21 protein-coding genes are annotated in these 20,979 nt (G+C 66.6%); 12 read left to right on the forward strand and 9 right to left on the reverse strand.

Annotation, left to right across the window (positions count from 1 at the left end; genetic code table 11):
* Positions 1 to 29 precede the first annotated feature (29 nt).
* Positions 30 to 3,179, forward strand: coding sequence for a family 78 glycoside hydrolase catalytic domain (locus ACFVWG_RS32680; RefSeq protein ID WP_391547317.1), 3,150 nt, complete (start codon positions 30 to 32; stop codon positions 3,177 to 3,179).
* A 52-nt stretch (positions 3,180 to 3,231) separates the two neighbouring features.
* On the forward strand, positions 3,232 to 3,744 hold the full coding sequence (locus ACFVWG_RS32685; protein ID WP_391547318.1) for a hypothetical protein: 513 nt from the start codon (positions 3,232 to 3,234) through the stop codon (positions 3,742 to 3,744).
* A gap of 39 nt (positions 3,745 to 3,783) precedes the next feature.
* On the opposite strand, the gene ilvA is transcribed toward ACFVWG_RS32685, so the two are convergent.
* Positions 3,784 to 5,079, reverse strand: coding sequence for a threonine ammonia-lyase IlvA (ilvA, locus tag ACFVWG_RS32690; protein WP_391547319.1), 1,296 nt, complete (start codon positions 5,077 to 5,079; stop codon positions 3,784 to 3,786).
* A 230-nt stretch (positions 5,080 to 5,309) separates the two neighbouring features.
* On the opposite strand from ilvA, the gene ACFVWG_RS32695 reads away from it, so the two are divergent.
* The gene (locus tag ACFVWG_RS32695) at positions 5,310 to 6,176 is read left to right on the forward strand and encodes an HIRAN domain-containing protein (protein ID WP_391547320.1); all 867 of its coding nucleotides are present in this window, start codon (positions 5,310 to 5,312) and stop codon (positions 6,174 to 6,176) included.
* A 78-nt stretch (positions 6,177 to 6,254) separates the two neighbouring features.
* Positions 6,255 to 6,926 carry an SGNH/GDSL hydrolase family protein gene (locus ACFVWG_RS32700; RefSeq protein ID WP_391547321.1) on the forward strand — a complete coding sequence of 224 codons (672 nt, stop codon included), beginning with the start codon at positions 6,255 to 6,257 and terminating at the stop codon, positions 6,924 to 6,926.
* On the opposite strand, the gene ACFVWG_RS32705 is transcribed toward ACFVWG_RS32700, so the two are convergent.
* Positions 6,915 to 7,667 (reverse strand): nucleotidyltransferase domain-containing protein, encoded by a 753-nt coding sequence (locus ACFVWG_RS32705; protein ID WP_391547322.1) that lies wholly within the window; start codon positions 7,665 to 7,667, stop codon positions 6,915 to 6,917. The two genes, ACFVWG_RS32700 and ACFVWG_RS32705, sit on opposite strands and share 12 nt — an antisense overlap.
* 34 nt (positions 7,668 to 7,701) lie before the next feature.
* Between ACFVWG_RS32705 and ACFVWG_RS32710 the strand changes: the two genes are divergently transcribed.
* Positions 7,702 to 7,938, forward strand: coding sequence for a hypothetical protein (locus ACFVWG_RS32710; protein ID WP_391547323.1), 237 nt, complete (start codon positions 7,702 to 7,704; stop codon positions 7,936 to 7,938).
* Here ACFVWG_RS32710 and ACFVWG_RS32715 read toward each other — a convergent pair whose 3' ends face one another.
* Complete coding sequence (locus tag ACFVWG_RS32715) at positions 7,939 to 8,817, reverse strand: RNA polymerase sigma-70 factor (protein WP_391547324.1); 879 nt, start codon at positions 8,815 to 8,817, stop codon at positions 7,939 to 7,941.
* A gap of 150 nt (positions 8,818 to 8,967) precedes the next feature.
* Here ACFVWG_RS32715 and ACFVWG_RS32720 point away from each other — a divergent pair, with 150 nt between their 5' ends.
* Positions 8,968 to 9,450 carry a carboxymuconolactone decarboxylase family protein gene (locus tag ACFVWG_RS32720; RefSeq protein ID WP_391547325.1) on the forward strand — a complete coding sequence of 161 codons (483 nt, stop codon included), beginning with the start codon at positions 8,968 to 8,970 and terminating at the stop codon, positions 9,448 to 9,450.
* Here ACFVWG_RS32720 and ACFVWG_RS32725 read toward each other — a convergent pair whose 3' ends face one another.
* Positions 9,451 to 10,320, reverse strand: coding sequence for an aldo/keto reductase (locus ACFVWG_RS32725; RefSeq protein ID WP_391547326.1), 870 nt, complete (start codon positions 10,318 to 10,320; stop codon positions 9,451 to 9,453).
* A 53-nt stretch (positions 10,321 to 10,373) separates the two neighbouring features.
* Here ACFVWG_RS32725 and ACFVWG_RS32730 point away from each other — a divergent pair, with 53 nt between their 5' ends.
* Positions 10,374 to 10,715 carry a MerR family transcriptional regulator gene (locus tag ACFVWG_RS32730; protein WP_391547327.1) on the forward strand — a complete coding sequence of 114 codons (342 nt, stop codon included), beginning with the start codon at positions 10,374 to 10,376 and terminating at the stop codon, positions 10,713 to 10,715.
* Between the two features lie 80 nt (positions 10,716 to 10,795).
* Here ACFVWG_RS32730 and ACFVWG_RS32735 read toward each other — a convergent pair whose 3' ends face one another.
* Positions 10,796 to 11,368 carry a DinB family protein gene (locus ACFVWG_RS32735; protein ID WP_391547328.1) on the reverse strand — a complete coding sequence of 191 codons (573 nt, stop codon included), beginning with the start codon at positions 11,366 to 11,368 and terminating at the stop codon, positions 10,796 to 10,798.
* An 81-nt stretch (positions 11,369 to 11,449) separates the two neighbouring features.
* On the opposite strand from ACFVWG_RS32735, the gene ACFVWG_RS32740 reads away from it, so the two are divergent.
* The 3 genes from ACFVWG_RS32740 (at position 11,450) to ACFVWG_RS32750 (ending at position 16,771) form a co-directional block, all read left to right on the forward strand.
* Positions 11,450 to 12,586, forward strand: a complete 1,137-nt coding sequence (locus ACFVWG_RS32740) for an erythromycin esterase family protein (RefSeq protein WP_391547329.1) — start codon at positions 11,450 to 11,452, stop codon at positions 12,584 to 12,586.
* 103 nt (positions 12,587 to 12,689) lie between these two features.
* Positions 12,690 to 15,908, forward strand: coding sequence for a S8 family serine peptidase (locus ACFVWG_RS32745; protein WP_391547330.1), 3,219 nt, complete (start codon positions 12,690 to 12,692; stop codon positions 15,906 to 15,908).
* Between the two features lie 656 nt (positions 15,909 to 16,564).
* Positions 16,565 to 16,771: a hypothetical protein gene (locus tag ACFVWG_RS32750; RefSeq protein ID WP_391547331.1), complete on the forward strand. Its 207-nt coding sequence runs from the start codon at positions 16,565 to 16,567 to the stop codon at positions 16,769 to 16,771.
* Positions 16,772 to 16,817: 46 nt separating this feature from the next.
* On the opposite strand, the gene ACFVWG_RS32755 is transcribed toward ACFVWG_RS32750, so the two are convergent.
* Together ACFVWG_RS32755 and ACFVWG_RS32760 are read right to left on the reverse strand one after the other, a co-directional pair.
* On the reverse strand, positions 16,818 to 17,156 hold the full coding sequence (locus ACFVWG_RS32755; protein WP_391547332.1) for a hypothetical protein: 339 nt from the start codon (positions 17,154 to 17,156) through the stop codon (positions 16,818 to 16,820).
* Positions 17,143 to 18,639, reverse strand: a complete 1,497-nt coding sequence (locus tag ACFVWG_RS32760) for a hypothetical protein (protein WP_391547333.1) — start codon at positions 18,637 to 18,639, stop codon at positions 17,143 to 17,145. The genes ACFVWG_RS32755 and ACFVWG_RS32760 overlap by 14 nt, the downstream gene beginning before the upstream one ends.
* Before the next feature lie 229 nt (positions 18,640 to 18,868).
* Between ACFVWG_RS32760 and ACFVWG_RS32765 the strand changes: the two genes are divergently transcribed.
* Positions 18,869 to 19,453, forward strand: a complete 585-nt coding sequence (locus ACFVWG_RS32765) for a hypothetical protein (protein WP_391547334.1) — start codon at positions 18,869 to 18,871, stop codon at positions 19,451 to 19,453.
* A gap of 10 nt (positions 19,454 to 19,463) precedes the next feature.
* Positions 19,464 to 19,793 (forward strand): nucleoside triphosphate pyrophosphohydrolase family protein, encoded by a 330-nt coding sequence (locus tag ACFVWG_RS32770; protein ID WP_391547335.1) that lies wholly within the window; start codon positions 19,464 to 19,466, stop codon positions 19,791 to 19,793.
* Here ACFVWG_RS32770 and ACFVWG_RS32775 read toward each other — a convergent pair.
* Positions 19,790 to 20,182, reverse strand: a complete 393-nt coding sequence (locus ACFVWG_RS32775) for a DUF4375 domain-containing protein (RefSeq protein ID WP_391547336.1) — start codon at positions 20,180 to 20,182, stop codon at positions 19,790 to 19,792. The two genes, ACFVWG_RS32770 and ACFVWG_RS32775, sit on opposite strands and share 4 nt — an antisense overlap.
* A gap of 63 nt (positions 20,183 to 20,245) precedes the next feature.
* Positions 20,246 to 20,926 (reverse strand): SAM-dependent methyltransferase, encoded by a 681-nt coding sequence (locus tag ACFVWG_RS32780; protein WP_391547337.1) that lies wholly within the window; start codon positions 20,924 to 20,926, stop codon positions 20,246 to 20,248.
* Positions 20,927 to 20,979 lie beyond the last annotated feature (53 nt).

The following is a 20,979-nucleotide window of genomic DNA, read 5'->3' on the forward strand; positions in this document are numbered from 1 at the left end:
TTCCGCCCCACTGACTGAGGAGTCCCGCAATGCCCCGACACCTTCGTTGGGCTGCGCTTGCCCTGGCAGCCCTGTTGGCAATGCCTGTCTCCACCGCATCGGCCACGCCCGCACCTCAGGTGCACAACCTCAAGACCAACGCCCTGACCGAACCACTCGGCATCGCGGCCGGCAAGCCGCGGCTGAGCTGGCAGCTCGACAGTGATCGCCGTGGCGTCGCGCAGAGCCGCTATGAGGTCCACGTCGCGACCAGTCCGTCAAAGCTGGCTCATCCAGACGCGTGGGACAGCGGCGTGGTCCGCTCCGACCGTTCCGTCGAGGTCGAGTACGCCGGTACCGCGCTGAAGCCCTATACGCAGTACTTCTGGTCAGTCCGGGTCTGGGACGACCAGGGCCGCGCCACGCGCTGGTCCGACGCCGCGACCTTCGAGACTGCCCAGCTGCAGCCATCGGACTGGAGTGGTCAGTGGATCGGCGCTGACAGCCAGCCAGGAGCTGAGTGGACCGACTACACGGTCGACGCCGACGTCACCGTCACCAAGGACGCCCTGGGCGTCTTCTTCCGCGGCCGGGCCGGACTCGGCTACATGTGGCAGCTCAACACAGTCAACGGGAACAAGCTCCGGCCGCATGTCCGGCAGCAGGGCGGCGGGTACGTCGTCCTCGGTGAGATCCCGCTCAACGTCGACCTGAGCCAGAAGCACCACCTGCGCATCACAGTGGCCGGCAAGACCATCACCACCTGGATCGACGATGTTCAGGTCGACCAGCGCGAGCGGTCCGACCACAACGCGGCCGGGATCGTCGGCTTCCGCACCAATGGTGAGGAGAGCGGCGTTGTGCACAACCTGGTGGTGACCAACAGCGCCGGCAAGAAGCTCGTCGACACTGCCTTTGCCGCCGGTGACCAGACCTTTCCCGACGGCACGGTGCTGCCGACCGGCGGCCTGCAGGTGAAGGGCAACACCGACCTGTGGCTTCCGGGTCCGCCGCTGCCGGTGTTCAAGCGCACGGTGACGATTCCGGCCGGCAAGAAGGTCGTTCGGGCCCGCGTGTACGCGGCTGCGCAGGGCGTCTACGAGCTGAGCCTCAACGGTCAGAAGGTTGGCGACCAGCAGTTGGCACCGGGCTGGACGGACTACCGGTTGCGGATCCAGTCGCAGACGTACGACGTCACTCGGCAGCTGCACGCCGGTCAGAACGTGCTGGGCGCTGAGGTGTCCACCGGATGGTTCGCTGGCAACGTGGCGATGTTCGGATCGCAGAAGTACGGCAGTGAGACCGCACTGACCGCCCAACTGCGCGTCACGTACTCAGACGGCACCACGGACGTGGTTAGTACGGACCAGAGTTGGCAGACCGCACCAGGCGCCGTACGGGTTGCTGATCTGCTGAACGGCGAGAGCTACGACGCACGCCGACAGTTGTCGATTGAAGAGGCGACGGAGTGGTCGCCTGCGTTGTTGCGGCCGAGTGCTACCGCACTGCTGGTCCCGCAGGCCGACCAGCCGGTCCGGGTGACTCAAACGCTTGCCGCAAAGGCGATTGCGTCACCAACCCCGGGCAAGTACCTCTACGACCTCGGACAGAACATGGTCGGCGTCGGACGCTTCGAGCTGACCGGACAGCCCGGCCAGACCGTCACCATCCGGTACGGCGAGGTACTGAACCCTGATGGGACGCTCTACACGGACAACCTGCGCGGTGCGAAGGCCACTGACCACTACACGTTCGCTACTGACCAACCGGAGACCTACCAGCCGCGTTTCACCTTCCACGGCTTCCGCTACATCGAGGTGAGCGGCGTGCAGCCCACTACGGTGACTGGTGTCGTAATGGGTACCGACGGCGCTCAGACGACCAGCTTCCACACCAACTCCGCATTGGTGAACCAGCTGCACAGCAACATCGTCTGGGGCCAGCGTGGCAACTTCTTGTCGATTCCGACCGACACTCCGGCTCGTGACGAGCGGATGGGCTGGACCGGCGACATCAACGTGTTCGCCCGCACTGCGGTCTACAACCTGGACTCGCAGGCTTTCCTGACCAAGTGGCTGCAGGACCTGCGCGACAGCCAGACAGCTGACGGCGCCTACCCCAGTGTCGCGCCGACGGTGCCGAACTCGTTCGACGGTGGACTCGGGAACGCCGGCTGGGCAGATGCCGGTGTGAACGTGCCGTGGACGCTCTGGCAGGCCTACGGCGACACCGACGTGATCCGCCAGCACTACGCCTCCATGACTCGCTACGTCGACTACCTGGCCTCGCACTCACCCGGTCTGATCCGCGGTGGTGGCGACTACGGCGACTGGCTGAACCTGGACGACCCGACTCCCGGTGACCTGATCGGTACGGCGTTCATGGCCAAGGGTGCCCGCCAGCTCAGCCAGATGGCTGCGGCCATCGGGAACAGCGCGGACGAAACGAAGTACCGGAAGCTGTACGACGACGTACGGGCCGCGTGGATCACTCGGTTTGTAGCAGGGGATGGGAAGGTCGGCGCGGACAGCCAGACCGGCTACATCCTCGGCTTCACGAACGACCTGATCCCCGACATCACCAAGTCCGGCGAGCACTTCGTGAACACCATCCTGCGCCGGGACACGCACCTGTCCACCGGCTTCCTCGGGGTGGACGGGCTGCTGCCGGTGCTGACCAAGGTGGGGCGCTCGGACCTTGCCTACAAGCTGTTGCAGAACACGTCGTACCCATCGTGGGGCTACGAGATCGGCAAGGGCGCGACGACGGTGTGGGAGCGCTGGAACTCGATCAACCCCGACGGCACCTTCAACGACGTCGGCATGAACTCCTTCAACCACTACGCGTACGGCGCTGTCGGCGAGTGGATGTATCGAACGCTGGCTGGGGTTTCGGCGGCCGAGCCGGGCTATCGCAAGCTGCTCATCGCGCCGACGCCGGGTGCGGGGATCACCAAGGCCGACTTCGCGCTCGAGACGCCGTACGGGCAGGTGGTCAGTAACTGGAAGACCACCGTGCGTGGTCTGCAGCTGGAGGTGACGGTGCCGCCAAACTCGACCGCCACCGTTCGGCTGCCGGCGGCGGACCCGTCGTTGGTGACTGAGAGTGGGCGGCGGGTTTCGCAAGCGTTTGATGAAGGTTCGACAGTGGCCGTGAATGTTGCCTCAGGCACCTATCACTTCTTCGTGCGGGCTGGTTAGCGGGTGGGCGCGACGGGTACCGGAGGCTGAACCCCGGACTGAGGAGGAACCCATGGACGGAATGACCGTCCTCTGGATCGTCGTCGCGCTCGCCGTCATCGTCATCCTGGTCGCACTGCTCGCAGGCGCGTCCAAGACGTCGGCAAAGCGTCGTGAAGAGCACCAGCGGCAGCAGAACGAGCAGGATCGCCAGGAAGCCTACGAGAAGGAACAGGAATCCCGGATCGCCACGGCCCACGCTGAGCGTCAGCACGCGGCCGCCGACGAGGTCGAGGCCCGCGCCAAGCGCGCCCAGGCCGAGTCCGAGGAGAAGGCTGCTGAGGCTCGCCGTCTCGCCGCCGGTGCGACCGAGCGTCGTGAGGCCGCTAAGGACGCGGACCGTGAGGCTGACCAGCACCACACCGAGGCAGCGAGCAAGATGCCGAACAACGGGGCCGAAGAAGGCAACATGCCGCACGCAGGTGACGTACCGAACGTTGCCCGCACCCAGGAAGACGCCGACAATCATTGGGCGGATGGGAACCATCCGGAAGACCCGCGGCGTCCTAAGCACTCGGGGCTGTGAGGCGTCTGATCCCGCCGTGGAGTGAGGTCCGCGGCGGGGTCAGATCAGATACCTGAACTCGGGGGAGTTCGGGTTGATCCGCTCGATGTCGAGGGGTGCAGCATTCATCCGGGCCAGCAGACCGTCCAGGTCGCCGGCCCGGCTGATTTCGATCCCGACCAGCGCGACGCCGGTCTCCCGGTTGTTGCGCTTCACGTACTCGAACAGGGCGATGTCGTCGTCCGGGCCGAGCACCCCGTCCAGGAACTGGCGCAGCGCGCCGGGCTCCTGCGGGAACGTGACCAGGAAGTAGTGCTTGAGCCCTTCGTAGACAAGCGATCGCTCGAGGATCTCGCTGTACCGGCTGACATCGTTGTTCCCGCCGGAGAGCAGACAAACGACCGTCTCACCCGGCCGCACGGTCAAGCCGTTGCCCAGGGCACTTGTCGACAAAGCGCCCGCGGGCTCGGCGATCAGGCCGTCGACCTGGTACAGCTCGAGCATCTCGCTGCAGACCAGACCTTCCGGTACTGACAGCATCTCGACCCCGGCGCCGGCCACCAAAGGCAGCGTGACGTCGCCAACTCGTCGTACTGCGGCGCCGTCGACGAAGCTGTCCAACTGCGGCAACGTAACCGGTTCACCAGCAGCCAACGCAGCCGCCATACTCGCGGCACCAGCCGGCTCCACACCAACGATCCGTACGCCGGGATGCCGAGCAGCCAGCCAACTCGCGACACCCGCCACGAGCCCACCGCCGCCGACCGGAACCACCAGTACGTCGGGGGCCTGGCCGAGCTGCTGCACGATCTCGACGGCGACTGTGCCTTGGCCGGCCACGGTCCGCGGGTCGTCGAAGGCGGGAACCATGGTCGCGCCGGTCGCTTCCGCATCAGCGAGCGCGGCCGCGGCAGCGTCGTCGTACGTGTCGCCGGTGACGATCACCTGGATCTGCTTGCCACCGAGGGCGGCGATCCGGTCCCGTTTCTGGCGCGGAGTCGTCCTGGGAACGAAAACTTTTCCGTGAACACCGAGCGTGTGGCACGAATATGCCAAGCCCTGCCCGTGGTTGCCCGCGCTGGCGCAGACGACCCCTGCGGACTTGACCGCTTCATCGAGCTGGGAGATCAGGTTGTAGGCCCCGCGCAGCTTGTAGGAACGGCCGATCTGCAGGTCCTCACGCTTCAGCCAGATCTGCGCTCCGGTGCGCTCAGAAAGCCTTGAATTCCGTTGCAACGGGGTCCTGATCGCGACCCCGTCGAGGCGCTCGACAGCGGCCTCGATAGAGGCTGTCGTGACAGATGGTGAGACAGCTCCTGAACCGGTCCATCGAGCGACTGAACTACTGCCCTGCATGACGTTCCTTCCCGTGCATCTGCACGATCTCCGCCGTTTCGCTCGCTGCACAAGACGATCTCCGTCCAGAGTGCGGACGCACGGCTACCGTTGCACAACAGAGCCTGATTCCATGCGTGAAACGGCCCTTCACGGGGCAGTCTAGTTTTCATACGCTCACTCGGTGTAACGGCCAGGCCTCTGGACGGGATGAGCCGAGTAAACCGGTCAGCGGGGACTGGAGGGCACATATGGAACTGATTCCGTTCAGTCTGTGGGGCGATGCACTGTGGTGCGGTCAGGAGGTCGTGCGGGAGGCTCCGCACGAGCAGGCGATTCGCAGCCTGTTCCCTGATCCCATCCCGGCACGCGGCGCAGATCTGGACACCGAGGCGGACCTGGTCCCGGAACCGCACAACCGATTCGACCCCCGATCGATCGCAGTCCGCGTGCAGGGGAAGGTTGTCGGCTACTTGCCGAGGGACGACGCACATCGCTACCACCCGGTGCTTTCGGAGCTGGTGGCCCAAGGACTGCAGCCCCAGGTGCCGTGCCACCTGTGGGTCAGTGAGTGGGAGCCGGCCGACTGGGTCGGCAAGGACGATGACCGCACGGAGTTCCACGCCAGCGTCGCGGTGGCCCTGGGCCAGCCGCACATGCTCGCCCCGGTGAACCTGCCCCCGCCGGGGAGCTTCCACCTGCTACCACCCGGCAGCGGCATCGTCGTACCGGGCAGTGAGGTGCATCCAGAGATCCTGGCCCCGTTCTTCCGCGCGGAAGGCGAGTGCTGGGCCTACGCCACCATGCATGCGATCGAGGAGGAGGACAGCATCCAGGACCGGCCGCGGAACGTGGTCGAGATCCGTCTCGACGACGAACCGGTCGGACGACTCAGCCCGCGGCTGAGCGCGGAGTTCCTGCCTGCCATCCACTACCTGGCCGACATGCGCGCCGAAACCGCCGCACGCGTCGCAGTCCGCGGGGACCGCAGCGCATCGGAGGTGACGTTGTACGCGGCACGGAGTCATGACCTGCCGGCCACCTGGCCGGACGGCCTGACCCGTTCCCCAGTCGCGTCCCCACAATGGCACTACTGGGCGACCAAAGAAGCCAACTAACCAGGGCGGCTGCGCTGTACTCACCACGCCCCTTGGGTGGGTACAGCGGAGCTACTTCTCAACCGCTACGTTCTGAGTGTGAAGCGACGTCTGCTGGCCGTGCCGTTGGTGCTCGCGGCCGTGCTGCTGGTCGGGCCGGCGGTTCCGTCAGCAGGCGGGGTGCGGGTGATGCCGCTGGGGGACTCCATCACCTACGGCAACTCCGTGACCGGGGTCAGCTATCGCACGTCGCTGTGGCAGCACTACCAGGACCACGGGCCACGGGTGGACTTCGTGGGTTCCGTTCACTGGGGCAATCTCCCGGACCGCGACAGTGAGGGTCACCCGGGGATGCGGATCGACGAGCTGCGTTCGTGGATCGACTACTGGCTGCTCCTGAACCGCCCGCGGTACGTGCTGCTCCACATCGGCACGAACGACGTCGTACAGGCCACTGACCTGCCGAACGCACCTGCGCGGCTACAGGACCTGGTCGAGCGCATCACGCAGAGGGTGCCAGGTGTGACGGTTCTGGTCGCCTCGATCGTGCCGTCGCCCGATGCTGGGCTGAACGAGCGCATTGATGCCTACAACGCGGCCATCCCCGGTGTGGTTGCCGCGGTGCGCGCTACGGGTGCTGATGTGCGGTTCGTCGACCTCAACGCGCGCATGTCGCTGTCGGACATCTCATCGGACAAGCTCCACCCCACCGACGCGGGCTTCTTGAAGATGGGCGACATCTGGTACGACGCGTTGCCGCTAGCGCCGTAGCGCGTCGTATTGGGTGGCTGTCCAGCCGTTGAAGGTCTCCTGGACGATGGGTAGGTCAGAGGTCTGCACGTGGCGCAGGCTCTGCCTGATCGACTCCGGGTCACCGGCGAGGTACTGCTCGATCGTCTCCAGCAGTACGTCGGTCGGCCAGCTCTGGAGCGGGTGACGGTGCAGTGCCCAGCTCAGGTACTTGCTGTAGGGCCGGACCTGACCGTCGAGCGCGAACACCACATCGAGGAACGGTGTGATCGCCTCAGCTGCGTCCATCCGTGCCGCGAGCAGATTGCCGTCGCGCGCCGACTTGAGTGAGCGGTAGGCCAGGTTGATCCACGCATCCAACCGCTGCTCCAGAAGCGCGACCGCCTCCTCAGCGCTCAGTCGTGTCTGCCTCTCGACGGCCGCCTCGATCAGGCCGCCCGTGTTGTCGAGCAGGGTCGGAGCCCACGCATACGACCAGCGATAGCCCCACTGGCTATCCCCGAACGTCGCCAGCGTCTCCAAGTGCTTGAGCGTTACTGGCAGCAACTCCAGCTCGGTGTCCCGTCGCAGCGGTCTCTCCACCAGCTCCGGCGTCACCACCACGATGACGTCCAGATCCGACCGCTCCGTCTCCAGCCCACGCCCGGCCGACCCCGACAACACCATCCCGAGGAACCCAGCGCCGTACTCGCGCTGAAGCTTTGCCGCCGCGTCCTCGATCAGTGCCCGTCGCTCGGCCGACAACGTCTCAGGAAACTTCATCCGGCGAGCCTACGCAGCGTCGTACTCTGAGCGCATGGGAGTTTCTGTGGGCCCGGCGTGCCCGATCTGTGGTGAGGCGGGTGTGCCGATCCTGTACGGCCGACCGAAGCCTGCTGCGTCGCGAGCGGCCCGGGCCGGACGTCTCAAGCTGGCCGGGTGCCGGCCGCCGCCCGATCCAGACCAGTGGTCCTGCCCGGCAAAGCACACCTGGCGCACCGGCGACGACTCTCAGCTGAGGGCGGCGATCAGCGCGGCGCTCACGGCCAAGTAGCTAGCGGAGCAGGGTGGTCTCCTGCTCGAGGCGCTCGAGTTTGTGGGGGTTGCGGACGACGTACATGCCGGTGATCTGACCGTCGAGCATGTGGAAGGCCATGACCTGTTCGATCTCGCCGTCCAGACGGAGGAGCAGGCCGGGAGCACCGTTGAGGTGGATGAGCTCGGTGGTGAGAGCGCCGACGTACTGGGGGATGCCCGCGCTCAGGATCCGGCCGACGCGGTCGGCGCCAACGATGGGGTTGAGGACTGCCTGCTTGACGCCACCACCGTCGCCGATGAGCACCACGTCCGGAGCGAGCATGTCCAGGAAGCTCTGAATGTCGCCTGTCTCCACAGCTCGGCGGAAGGCGGTCAGTGCCCCCTTGGCCTCGGTCGGTGATACCACTCCGCGCGGCCGGCGGGCAGCCACGTGCGACCGAGCCCGGTGCGCGATCTGACGGACCGCCTCCGGCGACTTGTCGACCGCCTGCGCGATCTCGTCGTACTCGAGGGCAAAGACATCACGTAGTACGAAGACGGCGCGCTCGGTCGGCTTGAGCGTCTCCAGGACCAGGAGCATCGCCATCGAGACGCTGTCCGCCAGCTCGACGTCCTCCGCCACATCCGGCGTGGTGAGCAGCGGCTCGGGCAACCACTGGCCGACGTACGTCTCACGCTGCCGGCCGACGGTCCGCAACCGGTTGAGCGCCTGGCGGCTGGTGATGCGGATCAGGTACGCACGGTGGTCGCGGACCGTCTCCAGCTCGACCCCGACCCAGCGCAGCCACGTCTCCTGCAGCACGTCCTCGGCATCCGCCGCCGAACCCAGCAGCTCGTACGCGATCGTGAACAACAGGTTGCGGTGGGCAACGAATGATTCGGTCGCGGGGTCCATGGCCGTCTCCTCCAGTGGTCGGTTCGCCCAACAGACACCGGTCACCACGATCTCGTGACAGTGGGCCTCGTCACATCCGTAGCCTGTCACGGATCCGGCCCGGCGCGCATCTTGTGAGCACAACCGACAGATACGAGAGGAAACACCCCGATGCGCATCAACCTGATGGAGACCGAACTCGGCGGCAAGCTCAGCAAGCGCTTCGCCGGTCTGGCAATGCTGGTCGAGCACTCCACCCTGCCCGGCACGATCAAGGAGCTGGTCAACATCCGCGCCAGCCAGATCAACGGCTGCGGCTTCTGCCTGGACATGCACACCAAGGACGCCACCGCCGCCGGCGAAGACCCCCAGCGCCTGCACATGGTCGCCGCCTGGCGCGAAGCCACCGTCTACACCCCCGCCGAACGCGCCGCCCTGGCCTTCGCCGAAGAAGGCACCCGCCTCGCCGACCACCACCAAGGCGTCAGCGACGCCACCTGGGCCGCCGTCAGCGAACACTTCGACGACGAACAGCTCTCCGCCCTGATCGTCCTGGTAGCCCTCATCAACGCCGCCAACCGGATGAACGTCATCGCCCAAACCCCCGCCGGCTCCTACCAGCCCGGCATGTTCGAAGCCCTCGTCAACAACTGACTACAGTCGCGCGAGCTGGTCGGGGGTCAGCCGGAGCTGTGCTGCGGCGACGTTGTCCGCGAGGTGGTCGAGCGACGTCGTACCGGGAATCGGCAACACGTGGTCTGCCCGGTGCAGGAGCCATGCCAGTGCGACCTGCGCAGGGGTCGCGCCTACCTCGCGGGCGATGTCCGCCAGTACGCCGTCCTGCTTGGCGTGCTCACCGGCGCCGACCGGGAAGAACGGCACGAACGCGATGCCCGTGGATGCGGTGTACTCGAGCACGGCCTCGTGGTCGCGGGTGCTGAAGTTGTAGAGGTTCTGTACGGCGGCGATCGGAGCGATCTGTTGCGCCTGCTGAATCTCGTCGACGCTGACCTCCGACAAGCCGATGTGGCCGACCTTTCCTTCCTGCTGCAGCTGCGCCAGTGCCCCGATCTGGTCGTCCAACGGCACGGCTGGGTCGACCCGGTGCAGGTACAGCAGGTCCAGCCGCTCGACGCGCAGCCGCCGCAGGCTCAGCTCGGCCTGCTGTCGCAGGTACGCCGGATGCCCGAGCGGCACCCACTCGTCCGGGCCGGGGCGGGTGTTCCCGATCTTGGTGGCGATCAGGACGTCATCGGCGTACGGGTGCAGGGCTTGCGCGACCAGCTCTTCGTTCGCTCCGAGGGCGTAGGAATCGGCGGTGTCGATGTGCTGAACGCCGAGTTCGACCGCCCGCCTCAGCACTGCCACGGCCGCTGCCGGGTCCGCCGGGCCGCGCCAGATCCCGTCCCCGCCGGCGTTCGTCAACCGCATCGCCCCGAAGCCGAGCCGCCGTACCGGAACGTTCCCGCCGATCAGGAAGGAACTGGCTGTCGACGATGTTTGGATGTCTGATGTCTGCGTCATGAACTCGACGCTAGGTCGTGACATCAGTGTCAGATTCAAGAGGAGATTTCATCGTGTTGCGGATCGGCGAACTGTCGGAGGCCACCGGCGTCAGCGTGCGACTGCTCCGCTACTACGAGCAGCAGCACCTCCTGACCTCCGACCGAACCACCAACGGCCACCGCCGCTACACCCCGGACACCGCCGACGCGGTCCACCGGATCCGGCTCCTGCTCGACGCGGGCCTCCCGACCAGCATCATCCGCAAAGTCATTCCCTGCTTCGAAGGTTCCCGCCTGAACGCCTGCGTCGCGGCCTACCTCGACGATCACCTCGCCGACATGACAGACCGCCTGCTCACCCTGCAGGCCAAGCGCGAGGCCCTCACCAACCTCATCACCACCATCCCCCGCTGACCATCGTCCGTCGCGAACCTCCCTGGCAGAGCACGCCTCACGCCTGCGGGCGACCCAGCTGATGAGCAGATTGGGTACTACTACGCGTTCTTACCGAAGGCTTGGGCGGCTTGTTCTACTTGGGCTCGGTGGGTGGACCAGTCGGTGGTGGTGGGGGTGGGGTCGGAGCCTAGGGCGCCGTCCAGCTGTTCGCGGAGGATGTCGGCGTGGCCTAGGTGGCGGTTGGTCTCGTTGAGGAGGTGGACCATGACGTTGAAGAGCTTCACGTCGGGGCTGGGCCACCAGGGGACGTGGCCGGGGGCGTCGATCGGTAGGGCGGTGATGGTGGCGTCGGCGTGGTCGCAGGCGCGGGTGTAGGCGTTGAGGATGTCGGCGCGGGACTCGTCGGCGCGGGCCCAGAGGTAGTCGCTGCTGTTGAAGGTCGGGTCGGCGAAGCTGGGAATCGGCTCGGGATAAGGGCGGTCGAAGATCTCACCGAAGTAGCGCGCCTCGGACAACGCCAGGTGTTTCACCAGGCCGAGCAGGTTGGTACCCGTCCGGGTGAGGGGACGGCGTACGTCGTACTCGGAGAGGCCCTCGAGCTTGCGGACCAGATCGGCCCGCGCCCAGCGCAGTGCGTCGTGCAGGTAGGCCTTGGCGAAGTCGTCGATCACGTATTTAAGCTTTCTCTCGGCGGTCCTGCTGGGGGTTGGAGCAAAGGTTCAACGAGAGGCTTCAACGATAAAGTTGAAACCATGAATGCCGTTCTGGAGTTGCTTGCGAACAAGCCGCGACTGCTTGCGCTGGGGGAGCCGACGCATCAGGAGAATCAACTGCTCTACCTGCGCAATGAACTCTTCCAGCAGTTGGTGATGGAGGAGGGGTATCGGACGATCACGCTGGAGTCCGACTGCCTGCTGGGGTTGGTGGTGGCCGACTACGTGACGTCGGGGGTGGGGGAGCTTGATGACGTGATGGCGCGTGGGTTCAGCCATGAGTGGGGTGGGCTGAAGGGGAATCGCGAGTTGGTGCAGTGGATGCGCTCCTACAACGAGACGCATGCGGAGCAGGTGCGGTTCGCGGGGTTCGACGGACCGTTGGAGATCAGCGGGCCGGAGAGTCCGCGTCATGCGCTCACCACTCTGCACACCTACCTCGCGACCTGGCTCGACGCTGACCTGCTTCCTGGTACGTCGGACGCTCTCGACCGCCTGCTCGGTTCGGACGAGCGCTGGACCGACCCGGCCACCATGTATGAACCGAACCAGTCCATCGGCCAGACGCCTGAGGCAGAGCGCCTCCAGTTGTTCGCCGCTCAACTCACCGCGCTCGTGGACACCCAGACGCCGTACCTGATCGCAGCCTCCTCCCGCGAGGAGTTGAACCGCGCCCGCCTCTACGCGCGCACCGCCACTGGCCTCCTGGGCTACCACTACTGGATGGCTGACACCTCACCCCGCCGCATCGCACGGCTGCTCGCGCAGCGGGACTCGATGATGGCGGCCAACCTCCTGGACCTGGTGGACCGCGCTCCGACGCTGGTGTTCGCGCACAACTCTCATCTGCAGCGAGAGCAGAGCACTATGAACATGGCCGGCGCCAACCACCACTGGTGGAGTGCTGGCGCACTGGTCAACGCGCACCTCGGCCAGGACTACGCCTTCTTCGCCACCGCGCTAGGCACCATGCACCACCACGAAGTCGGCACTCCGCCTGCCGACACCGTCGAAGGCGTCCTCTACGCACAGGACCGCCAACTGGTCGACCCCCGCACCCTCGCCGGTGCTCTGGAGCCCAGAGTCTCCCCCTGGTTCGGGTACGCCGCTCTGCACCCGGACCACCTGTCCAGCATCGACGGAATCGTGTTCGTGAAGGACGTCCATCCTTCGTAGACCGATTCGACGACTATCGAATGCGCCCGAACCGGTCACTTTTCGCACCTTCCGGACATAGACCTCTATGACCACCCATCTGTGAGGACTCAGTGGAGGTGCTATGAGGAAGGGACGAAGTCGTCTCGCCGTGGCTGCCCTGGCTGTGCTGGTGACCGGGAGCAGCATGCTCGGCGGTACGGCGGCAGCGGGCGAACCGTTGGCGAGCCCCAGACCGACGGCGGAGAAGCCGGCCGGTCACGGGGGCGCTGGCGACATCACGCTGATCACCGGCGACCTGGTCACGCTGCACGGCGACCAGCCGGCAAAGATACGGCCGGCCAAGGGCCGGGAGAACGTCAAGTTCATCCAGCGCAAGGAGCTCGACGGGGACATCACTGTGCTCCCGCTGGATGCCGAGGCCGCGGTGCGGTCCGGTGAGCTGGATGCACGGCTGTTCAACGTCACCCAGCTGCTCAAGAACGGGTACGGCGACAACGCACGCTCCGACATCCCGTTGATCGTCAGCGGCCCGGTGGCACTGCGGTCCGGTACCAGCCACGCCCGCAGCCTGCCCAGCGTTGGCGGTACGGCGGTCCGCGTCGGCAAGGCAACGCCGTACTGGACTGGAGCCCGTACGGCGCTCCGAGCCAAGGGAACGCAGTGGATCCGGCTGGACGGGCCGGTGCGGGCGTTCCTGGACAAGAGTGTGCCGCAGATCGGCGCACCGGAGGCGTGGAAGAGCGGACTGACCGGCAAGGGGACCCAGGTCGCCGTACTGGACACTGGGGTCGACACTGCGCATGACGATCTGAAGGACGCGGTCGTCTCGGCCAAGGACTTCACCGAGAGCGCGAGCGGTACGACGGACAAGTTCGGCCACGGCACGCATGTCGCGTCGATCGTGACCGGGGAGGACGAGGTCTACCGCGGCGTCGCGCCGGACACGAAGCTGCTGAACGGCAAGGTCCTCGACGACGAGGGCAGTGGCTACGACTCCGGCATCATCGCCGGGATGGAGTGGGCCGCGCATTCCGGCGCCGACGTGATCAACATGAGCCTCGGCTCCGACTGGCCGAGTGACGGCACCGACGTACTGTCGCAGGCGGTCAACCGGCTGACCGCCGAGACTGGCACGCTCTTCGTACTCTCCGCCGGAAACAGCGGCGGTACGCCGGGCAGCCCGGCCTCGGCCGATGCCGGGCTGACCGTGGGCGCGGTCGACCACGACGAGAACCTGGCCGACTTCTCCAGCCGCGGTCCCCGCTGGCTGGACGGCGCGATCAAGCCGGACATCACGGCACCCGGCGTCGGCATCGTCGCGGCCAAGGCCAAGGACAGCGTCCTGGCCGGCGTGTACCCGAACATCGGTCCGGATCACCTGCAGTTGTCCGGTACGTCGATGGCCGCGCCGCACACCGCGGGTGCGGCCGCGATCCTGGCTCAGCAGCACCCGGACTGGAAGGCCGGCGACCTGAAGGCGGCCCTGATGGGTACGGCGAAGGCGAACCCGAAGCTGACCGTCTTCGAGCAGGGGGCTGGCCGCGTCGACGTTGCCGCGGTGGTGAAGTCGACCGTGCGTGCCTCGGTCGGCAGCATCAGCAACGGCATCGTCCGGTGGCCGCACAACGACGACAAGCCGATCACCCGCGAAGTCACCTACTCCAACACCGGCACGGCTCCGGTCGCGCTGGATCTGAGCGCGTCGGTGACGGGTCCGGACGGTAAGGCGGCGCCGGCTGGCATGTTCACGGTCTCGCCGGCTTCGCTGACCATCCCGGCCGGCGGTCGGGCGACCGCGACGGTCACCACCAACACCGCCGTACCGGGGGTGGACGGTGTCTACAGCGGCGTGATCGCCGCCGGTGCGCTCCGGACGCCGATCGCGGTCACACGCGAGGTGGAGAGCTACGACGTCAAGGTCAACTTCATCGGGTTCGACGGTCAGCCGACCACGGCGTACGGGTTCCGGTTCGTCGACGTGAACCTGCCGAACGCGGTGCTGCCGGACGAGGGGTCCGGCAGTACGACGACCGTCCGGCTGGCGAAGGGGCAGCACTACTTCGAGGCGAGCATCGGCACCGAAGACGGGACCAAGCTGGCGGGCCTGGCCGAGCCCACGGTCACCATCGACAAGCCGACCGAGCTGACCGTCGACGCGCGTTCCGGCGTACCGATCGGCTTCCAGGTCGACAAGCCGGATGCGGTCACGTCGAGCGCGGCCTACGAGTTCGCGCGCGACACCGCCTGGGGCGGCGACGAATCGACCGGGATGATCGCGGTCATGCCCAGCTTCGACGGATCGTTCGTGATCCCGAGCCGGACCACCGCGGCTCCCGATGCGTTCCGGTTCCTGACGCTCGAGGTGAAGGCGGCGCCGACCAACTCCAGCTACCTCTACCAACTGGTGCGCAACGACCTCGGTAAGGTGCCGAGGACGCTCGTGCATCGGGTGCGGGACAGCTCCTTGGCGCGGGTGCGCTCGGAGCACACCGGCAGCAAGCCTGGTACGTACGGCATCCGCGAGGGCAGCATCACCAGGCCGCTGCCGTTCACGCTGGACGAGTTCTACTCACCCGGCACGGAGTGGTACCCGACCTTCGTCGAGACCACCGATCCGGAGGACTGGCGTGGTTTCGCGAACCAGAGCGTCAGTACGCCGCGCAAGTACGAGCGCGGGCGGACAGTGACCGAGCACTGGGGTCTCCCGGTCTTCGGCCCGGGCTTCCCGTCGTACGACGACAGTCCGAACGCCGCCGGCCGACTGGGCGATGTGGTGGGGATCAACATCCCGCTCTACTCCGACCAGAACCCCGGCAACTACGGCTACGCCATGGTGACCGGCACCACGGTCCTCACGCGTGACGGCAAGCAGGTGGCGACGTACGCGTTCCCGGGCTACCTGGAAGACACTGCGGTCCCCGCCGGCGCATCGACGTACCAGCTCCACACCGAGGCCACCCGCGACAACCCGCTCTCGTCGCGCATCCTCGCCGACTGGACGTTCCATTCCGACACCGTCCCCGGCACCGAACCAGCCGCACTACCCCTGGTGGCAGTCCGCTTCGCCCCACCAGCGAGTGCCTCGGCCAAGATGCCCACCCTGGTCCCGATCTTCCTGGACCACAACGCGGGCTCTAAAGCGCGCCTCACTTCCCTGTCCGTCTCCCACGACGGCGGCACCACCTGGCAACCCGCCAAGTTCTACACCGCCGCCGGCAAAACCTTCACCCTCCTCAGACACCCACTCGGCGCCAAGACGGTCTCCCTCAAAGCCACCGCATCCGATGCCTCCGGCAACAAGGTGGACCAGACCATCATCAACGCCTTCCCGCTGAAGTAGACGTCAAGTAATCCGGCTGGGGTACCGCCTCACCGCGGTACCCCAGCCGCTCATAGAACCCGCTGACGTCTCCAGCCATCACTGGTGGCGGGAGACAAGCAGTCGGGGCTGGAGACGGCGTGCAGCAGGCCTCTGGCGATTACAAGGTGTCTCCAGCTATCACTGGTGGCGCGAGCCTGTTGCGATAACTCTCCCCAAACCGGTTTGGGGAGAGTTGGACCTTCCAGGCAAGCGATCTGGGGAGGATTTTCCCCCCGAATCGGTCCAATATCCTCCCCGAACCGGCCTGACGCTGACTCCGATCCTCCCCGAACCGGTTTGGGGAGGATCCCGGCTGCCCCATCGCACCAGAGCGGCAGTGATCTACGGCAACCCCGACCCGATCCCGTCCGGCCCCGACCGCGGTCAGCGCAGCTAACGTCCGCGAACACGCCGACCACGCCCTCCGATCATTCGGACGTTAGCGCGGGGGACGCCGGGTTCACGCCAACCGGGCGGTGGTTGCTGGGGGCTCCGAAAAGGGGTGGAACCGGAGGTCGTGGAGGCGCGTCGTAGGTCCGTCTTCGGTTCACTGGGGGGTTGGTGAACCTTGGGCGAGAGAAGCTGTTGACGACGAGGCCGTGGGCGGCCTTTCCTCGAATCGCATAGGAGTGAACATGAGCGCTGAAGACCGGCAGGCACGTAAGGACGAGGCTGCGGCGGCGAAGGCGGCGGAGCTCTACCGTGCTCAGTCGAAGGTCGTTCCGCGGCTCGAAGAGACGGGTCACCTGAAGGCGGCCAAGAACATCGAGGCCAAGGGCGGCCGGTGGGACTCGCCTGAGACCAAGAGTGAGTCGAAGAAGGGCTGGGGCCGCGGCCGCTGACCTCTAGGGCCCAGGCAGACGTGGTCTGCCTGGGCCTTTCGCGTTGTCAGAGCAGGGCGGCGACCCAGACGTCGTGGTTCTGCTCGATGTACGACGCGGCCGGGCCCCAGTAGTCGCCGTGGCCTTCGGTGTAGAGACGGGCCCACGGTTGCTCGCCGGTCCGGTGGCCGTCGACCAGCAGGTCGTACATGCCTCGGGTGTGTGCGGCAATCTGCGCTGGGAGCGCCCGGCGCTGCTCTGCATCGAGACCGTAGCCGTCCACCAGTGCACGTAGGCGCGGGGCATCCACCTGTACGTCGCCACCCGGCACGAACGGTATGAACCCAGTAGCGGCGTACCCGAGGTCCCAGAGCCGAGTGGCGGGACCTGCGTTAACTGTGCACACTGGTGAGAACGTGCGGAGGCAGGTCAAGCCACCACGTCGCCGCAGCTCGCGAGTCGAACGGCGTACGCGGATCGGCCAGCAGTTGCTCGAGGACTGCACGCTGACCGGTGATGCCAGCGCTGTACGCGAGTCCACGCAGGATCTCGAGATCGGCTGGCCCCGACACCACAGCTAGCCGCTGGGAGACCGCGTTCTGCCACCAGCTGAGCGGAGTGCCGTCACCGAGATGAGCAATGGCAAACGCGGCCACCCGAACCGTCTCCGCGGGTATCCCAGTCGCCGTCACGATCCGCTCCGCCAAGCGCAGCTCTGGCTCACCACCCAGCGCCCGCAGCGCGGACAGCACAGTCGTGCTCCAGCCGGACGGCCCTGCCAATGCGCCGGTGAGTTCCTGACGCAGAGCAGCAGCCAAGGGATGCCGGTACGGCGTTGCCGCGAGCGTGAACGAGGCTGCGAGCTGTATGTCCGGGTTGCGGTGGAACAGCAGGCAATGGACCAGCTCACGGAGTTCCTCGTGATCGGCCGGGCTGTCGAATCGCGCGATCGCGCGGCTGGTCACCCGGTCCACCACATGCCGTCGCTGGTCATCCGGCGCCGGCCCGGGCGTACGTCGTACCGGCTGCTTTGTCGTCAGGCGTTCCACGATCTCGGTGGACCAGACGTCCAGTGCGTCGCCGGAACCCGACAGCGGCTGGAGTACGGCCATCACCTCACCACGCTGCGCCGTGTTGAGCCGGCCGCGCCAGACCGTCTCGGCCAGCCCGGCGACCGCCCCGGTCAGCGCCCGGTCGTTGGTGGGGTTGTGCACCTGCGAGACCAGTGCGGTGATCGAGTCGGTGTGATCGCTCGCCCCGAGCGCTGCGACCGTGGACGTCATTGCCTGGTGGTGGCGAAGCCCGGCAGCGGAGGTGCACGCGTCAATGGCCGCCGTACCGCCTGTGGGGTGGTTGAACAGGCGGGCGAGGGCCTCGTATCGCTGGGCCCAGGAGGTACCGTCAGCGACCAGCATCTCCATCAGCAACCGCTGAGCCATCGCCTCCCACATGCGCGGCGGCAGAAACGCAGCCGGCCACTGAGCAAGCAGTCCGGTCAGCTCATCCCACTCAGACCCGGTCACGGTCGCGTCAGAGCACACCTGATCCAGCAGTACGCCGGCCCTGCTCCCGTGTGCCGTCAGCTGCCCCAGATCACCAGTGCCAGCCGACAGGAGCCGCGGGTGCCGAGTGAGCCCGGGGAGTAGGTCATACATCGCAGTCAGCTGCCCGGCCGGCAGCCGGAGCAGCTCCTCATACCGTTTCAGCGCATCACGCGGCGCCAGCACCAGACCGCTCTCCCAGCGCTGAATGGTCGAGACATGTACTGCAGGTACCCGCTCCCCGTCTGACCAGGCCCGCGCGAACACCGACCGATTCCGGTAGCTCGACTCCACCCCCAGAGTCCGGCAGACGCGCAGCATCCACCCCAGCCACTCCCGCACCCGCACGACACCCCACCCCCTCCCTGCTACAGCACAACAGCACCCCTCCCCTCCTGCAACACCACGGCATGTCAGCACCGACGGATTGCGGCGCCCAGTAACGCTGCGGCGGCTCTCGCGATACACGGGCAAGGAGTGGACAGCGTTGAGCGTTGGGGAACGTGTGGACGCGCTGTGCGCAGGGGAGATCGGCTGACGCCTGGCGTCGACCGGTCGGGGCAGGGGGCTGGCAGGTATGCATCCAGGGTTGGGTCCGGAGCGTCGAGGAGTGGGGTACTGGGCCAGCTGGGCCACGATCGCGGGCGTCGTCATCGCAGTGATCGGGACAGTGATCGCTCACAACGACGCAAAGCCGGTCATCGCACCAGGTACAGCCGTCACCACACCAGGCACCGCCGTCAGCACTCCACCGGCTCAGGTCATCACGACGGCTCCGAGCGCTCCACCTCCTCAGGTCACCACGAAGGCGCCGGTCAACACGGTCGCCGCGGCAACGCCGTACCGGGTGCCAAAGGGTTTTGTCGGTACCTGGCGCGGCCCCATCGACCAGAGCGGCAGCAAGCCTTACAGCGTGATCGTCACCGTCGCGTCCGGCGCAGTCGGCGACAGTCTCGGGACAGTGGAGTATCCGGAACTGCAGTGCCAGGGAATCTGGCGGCTGGAGAGCGGTACGGCGAACAGCATCCGCGTCACCGAACTCATCGACGGTGGGACGACCTGCATCCAGACGGTCTCCATCACCCTGATCCTGCAGGACGGCCAGCTGCGCTACTACATCGAAGACCCGCAGGTCCGCGGAACCCTCAAACGAGGGTCCTAGAGTTGCTGAGGTGGACCTGAACACCTATCAGCAGGCAGCGCTGCGCACCGCTGCTCCCAAGGACAAGAAGAACGAGCTGTTCCACCTGCTGCTCGGGCTGGTCGGTGAAACCGGGGAGATCGCGGAGAAGGCCAAGAAGGTCATTCGCGACCGGGACAGCGACTTCGCGCAGTGGGACGTCGAGGATCTGACCAAGGAACTAGGCGACGTGCTCTGGTACGTCGCCGTGATCGCGGATCACTTCGACGTACCGCTCGAAGATGTTGCCCAGCGCAACATTGCGAAGCTGGCCGACCGGCAACAGCGAGCGGCGCTCGGCGGTAGCGGCGACAACCGCTAGGAGCTGAGGGCCTCGGTGAGCTTCGCGTCGGCGTTGCTGCCGGCCTCGAGGGTGCGGAAGCGCGCGTCGAGCTCAGCCAGGGTGTCGTCGAGGGACTCGTTGTCGATCTTCTCGGCCCGCTCGTCGGAGCTCCGCGGATAGGGCACGCCGAGCAACGCCACCGCTTCGCCGAACAGGGCGGCCCACGGGTTCCCGAGCAGCCGGGGGAGCGCGGTCATCGCGGTCAGCGCGGTGTCGCCGCCGTTGTAGCGGAAGTACGAGTCGAATCCGCCCGAGTTGACCTCCTGCCGGAAGTCACAGACAGCAAGCACTTGTCGCTCACGCTCGCTCAGCGAGGACCTGTCTGACTCGGCGTACTGCTCGTAGAAGGTCCACGCATCAATGGTCACGTGACGGACGGTACGCCATACCAGCGTCCTCCGATGCCACCTACCTGCTCAGCCACCGTCCATTCAGGCCTCCTTGCGACGAGCGACGACCCGCGCGAGACCGAGCACCCGACCAGCATCGGTGTGAAGCATCCGCGCTTCCTCCTGGCCCGGCGTACCGGCGTCGTAGTCGCACGCCTCATTCCACTGCAACCAGTCGCGCCACCCCTCAGGCAGCTGATCAGCAACCTCGACGTCGACCAGCCCGGTCTTCTCCCAATGCCGCCGCCACCAAGCGGCGCTGTGCCACGCGCAGAAGTCCCACTTCCAGTACGGCGTGAGGTGTGGCGGCGGATCGCATTCCTCGGTGAGACCCGGCTGAACAATCCCGATCTGCCCACCGCGCTTCACGAAACGCGAGTAATAGCCGAGGTAGAGGTCGTCGGTCCCGAAGTAGTGATACGCCCCAATGCTCACCAGTGCATCGAAGAACCCCTCAGCAAACGGCAGCGCATGAGCCTCCGCAGAAATCGGGTGCACCCGACCAGCAACGCCCGCCTCCTCCACCCGCCGGAGGTTCTCATCAGGCTTGACCCACAAATCGGTAGCCCACACCTCGACCCCGAACTCCTTGGCGAGAAAGATCGAACTCAACGCCGTACCGCACCCCATGTCCAGCACCCGCATCCCAGCCGCAAGCGCCATCACCTCGCTCAAGGCCTCCGCCTGCCACACCGGGTTCGGCCCCATCCCCCCATCAACCATCCACCGAGCCGAATACCCCGCAGCCCGCGGATACCGCGCACTCCGCAGCAACA

The sequence above is a fragment of the Kribbella sp. NPDC058245 genome (genome assembly GCF_042882005.1).
GTDB lineage: Bacteria > Actinomycetota > Actinomycetes > Propionibacteriales > Kribbellaceae > Kribbella.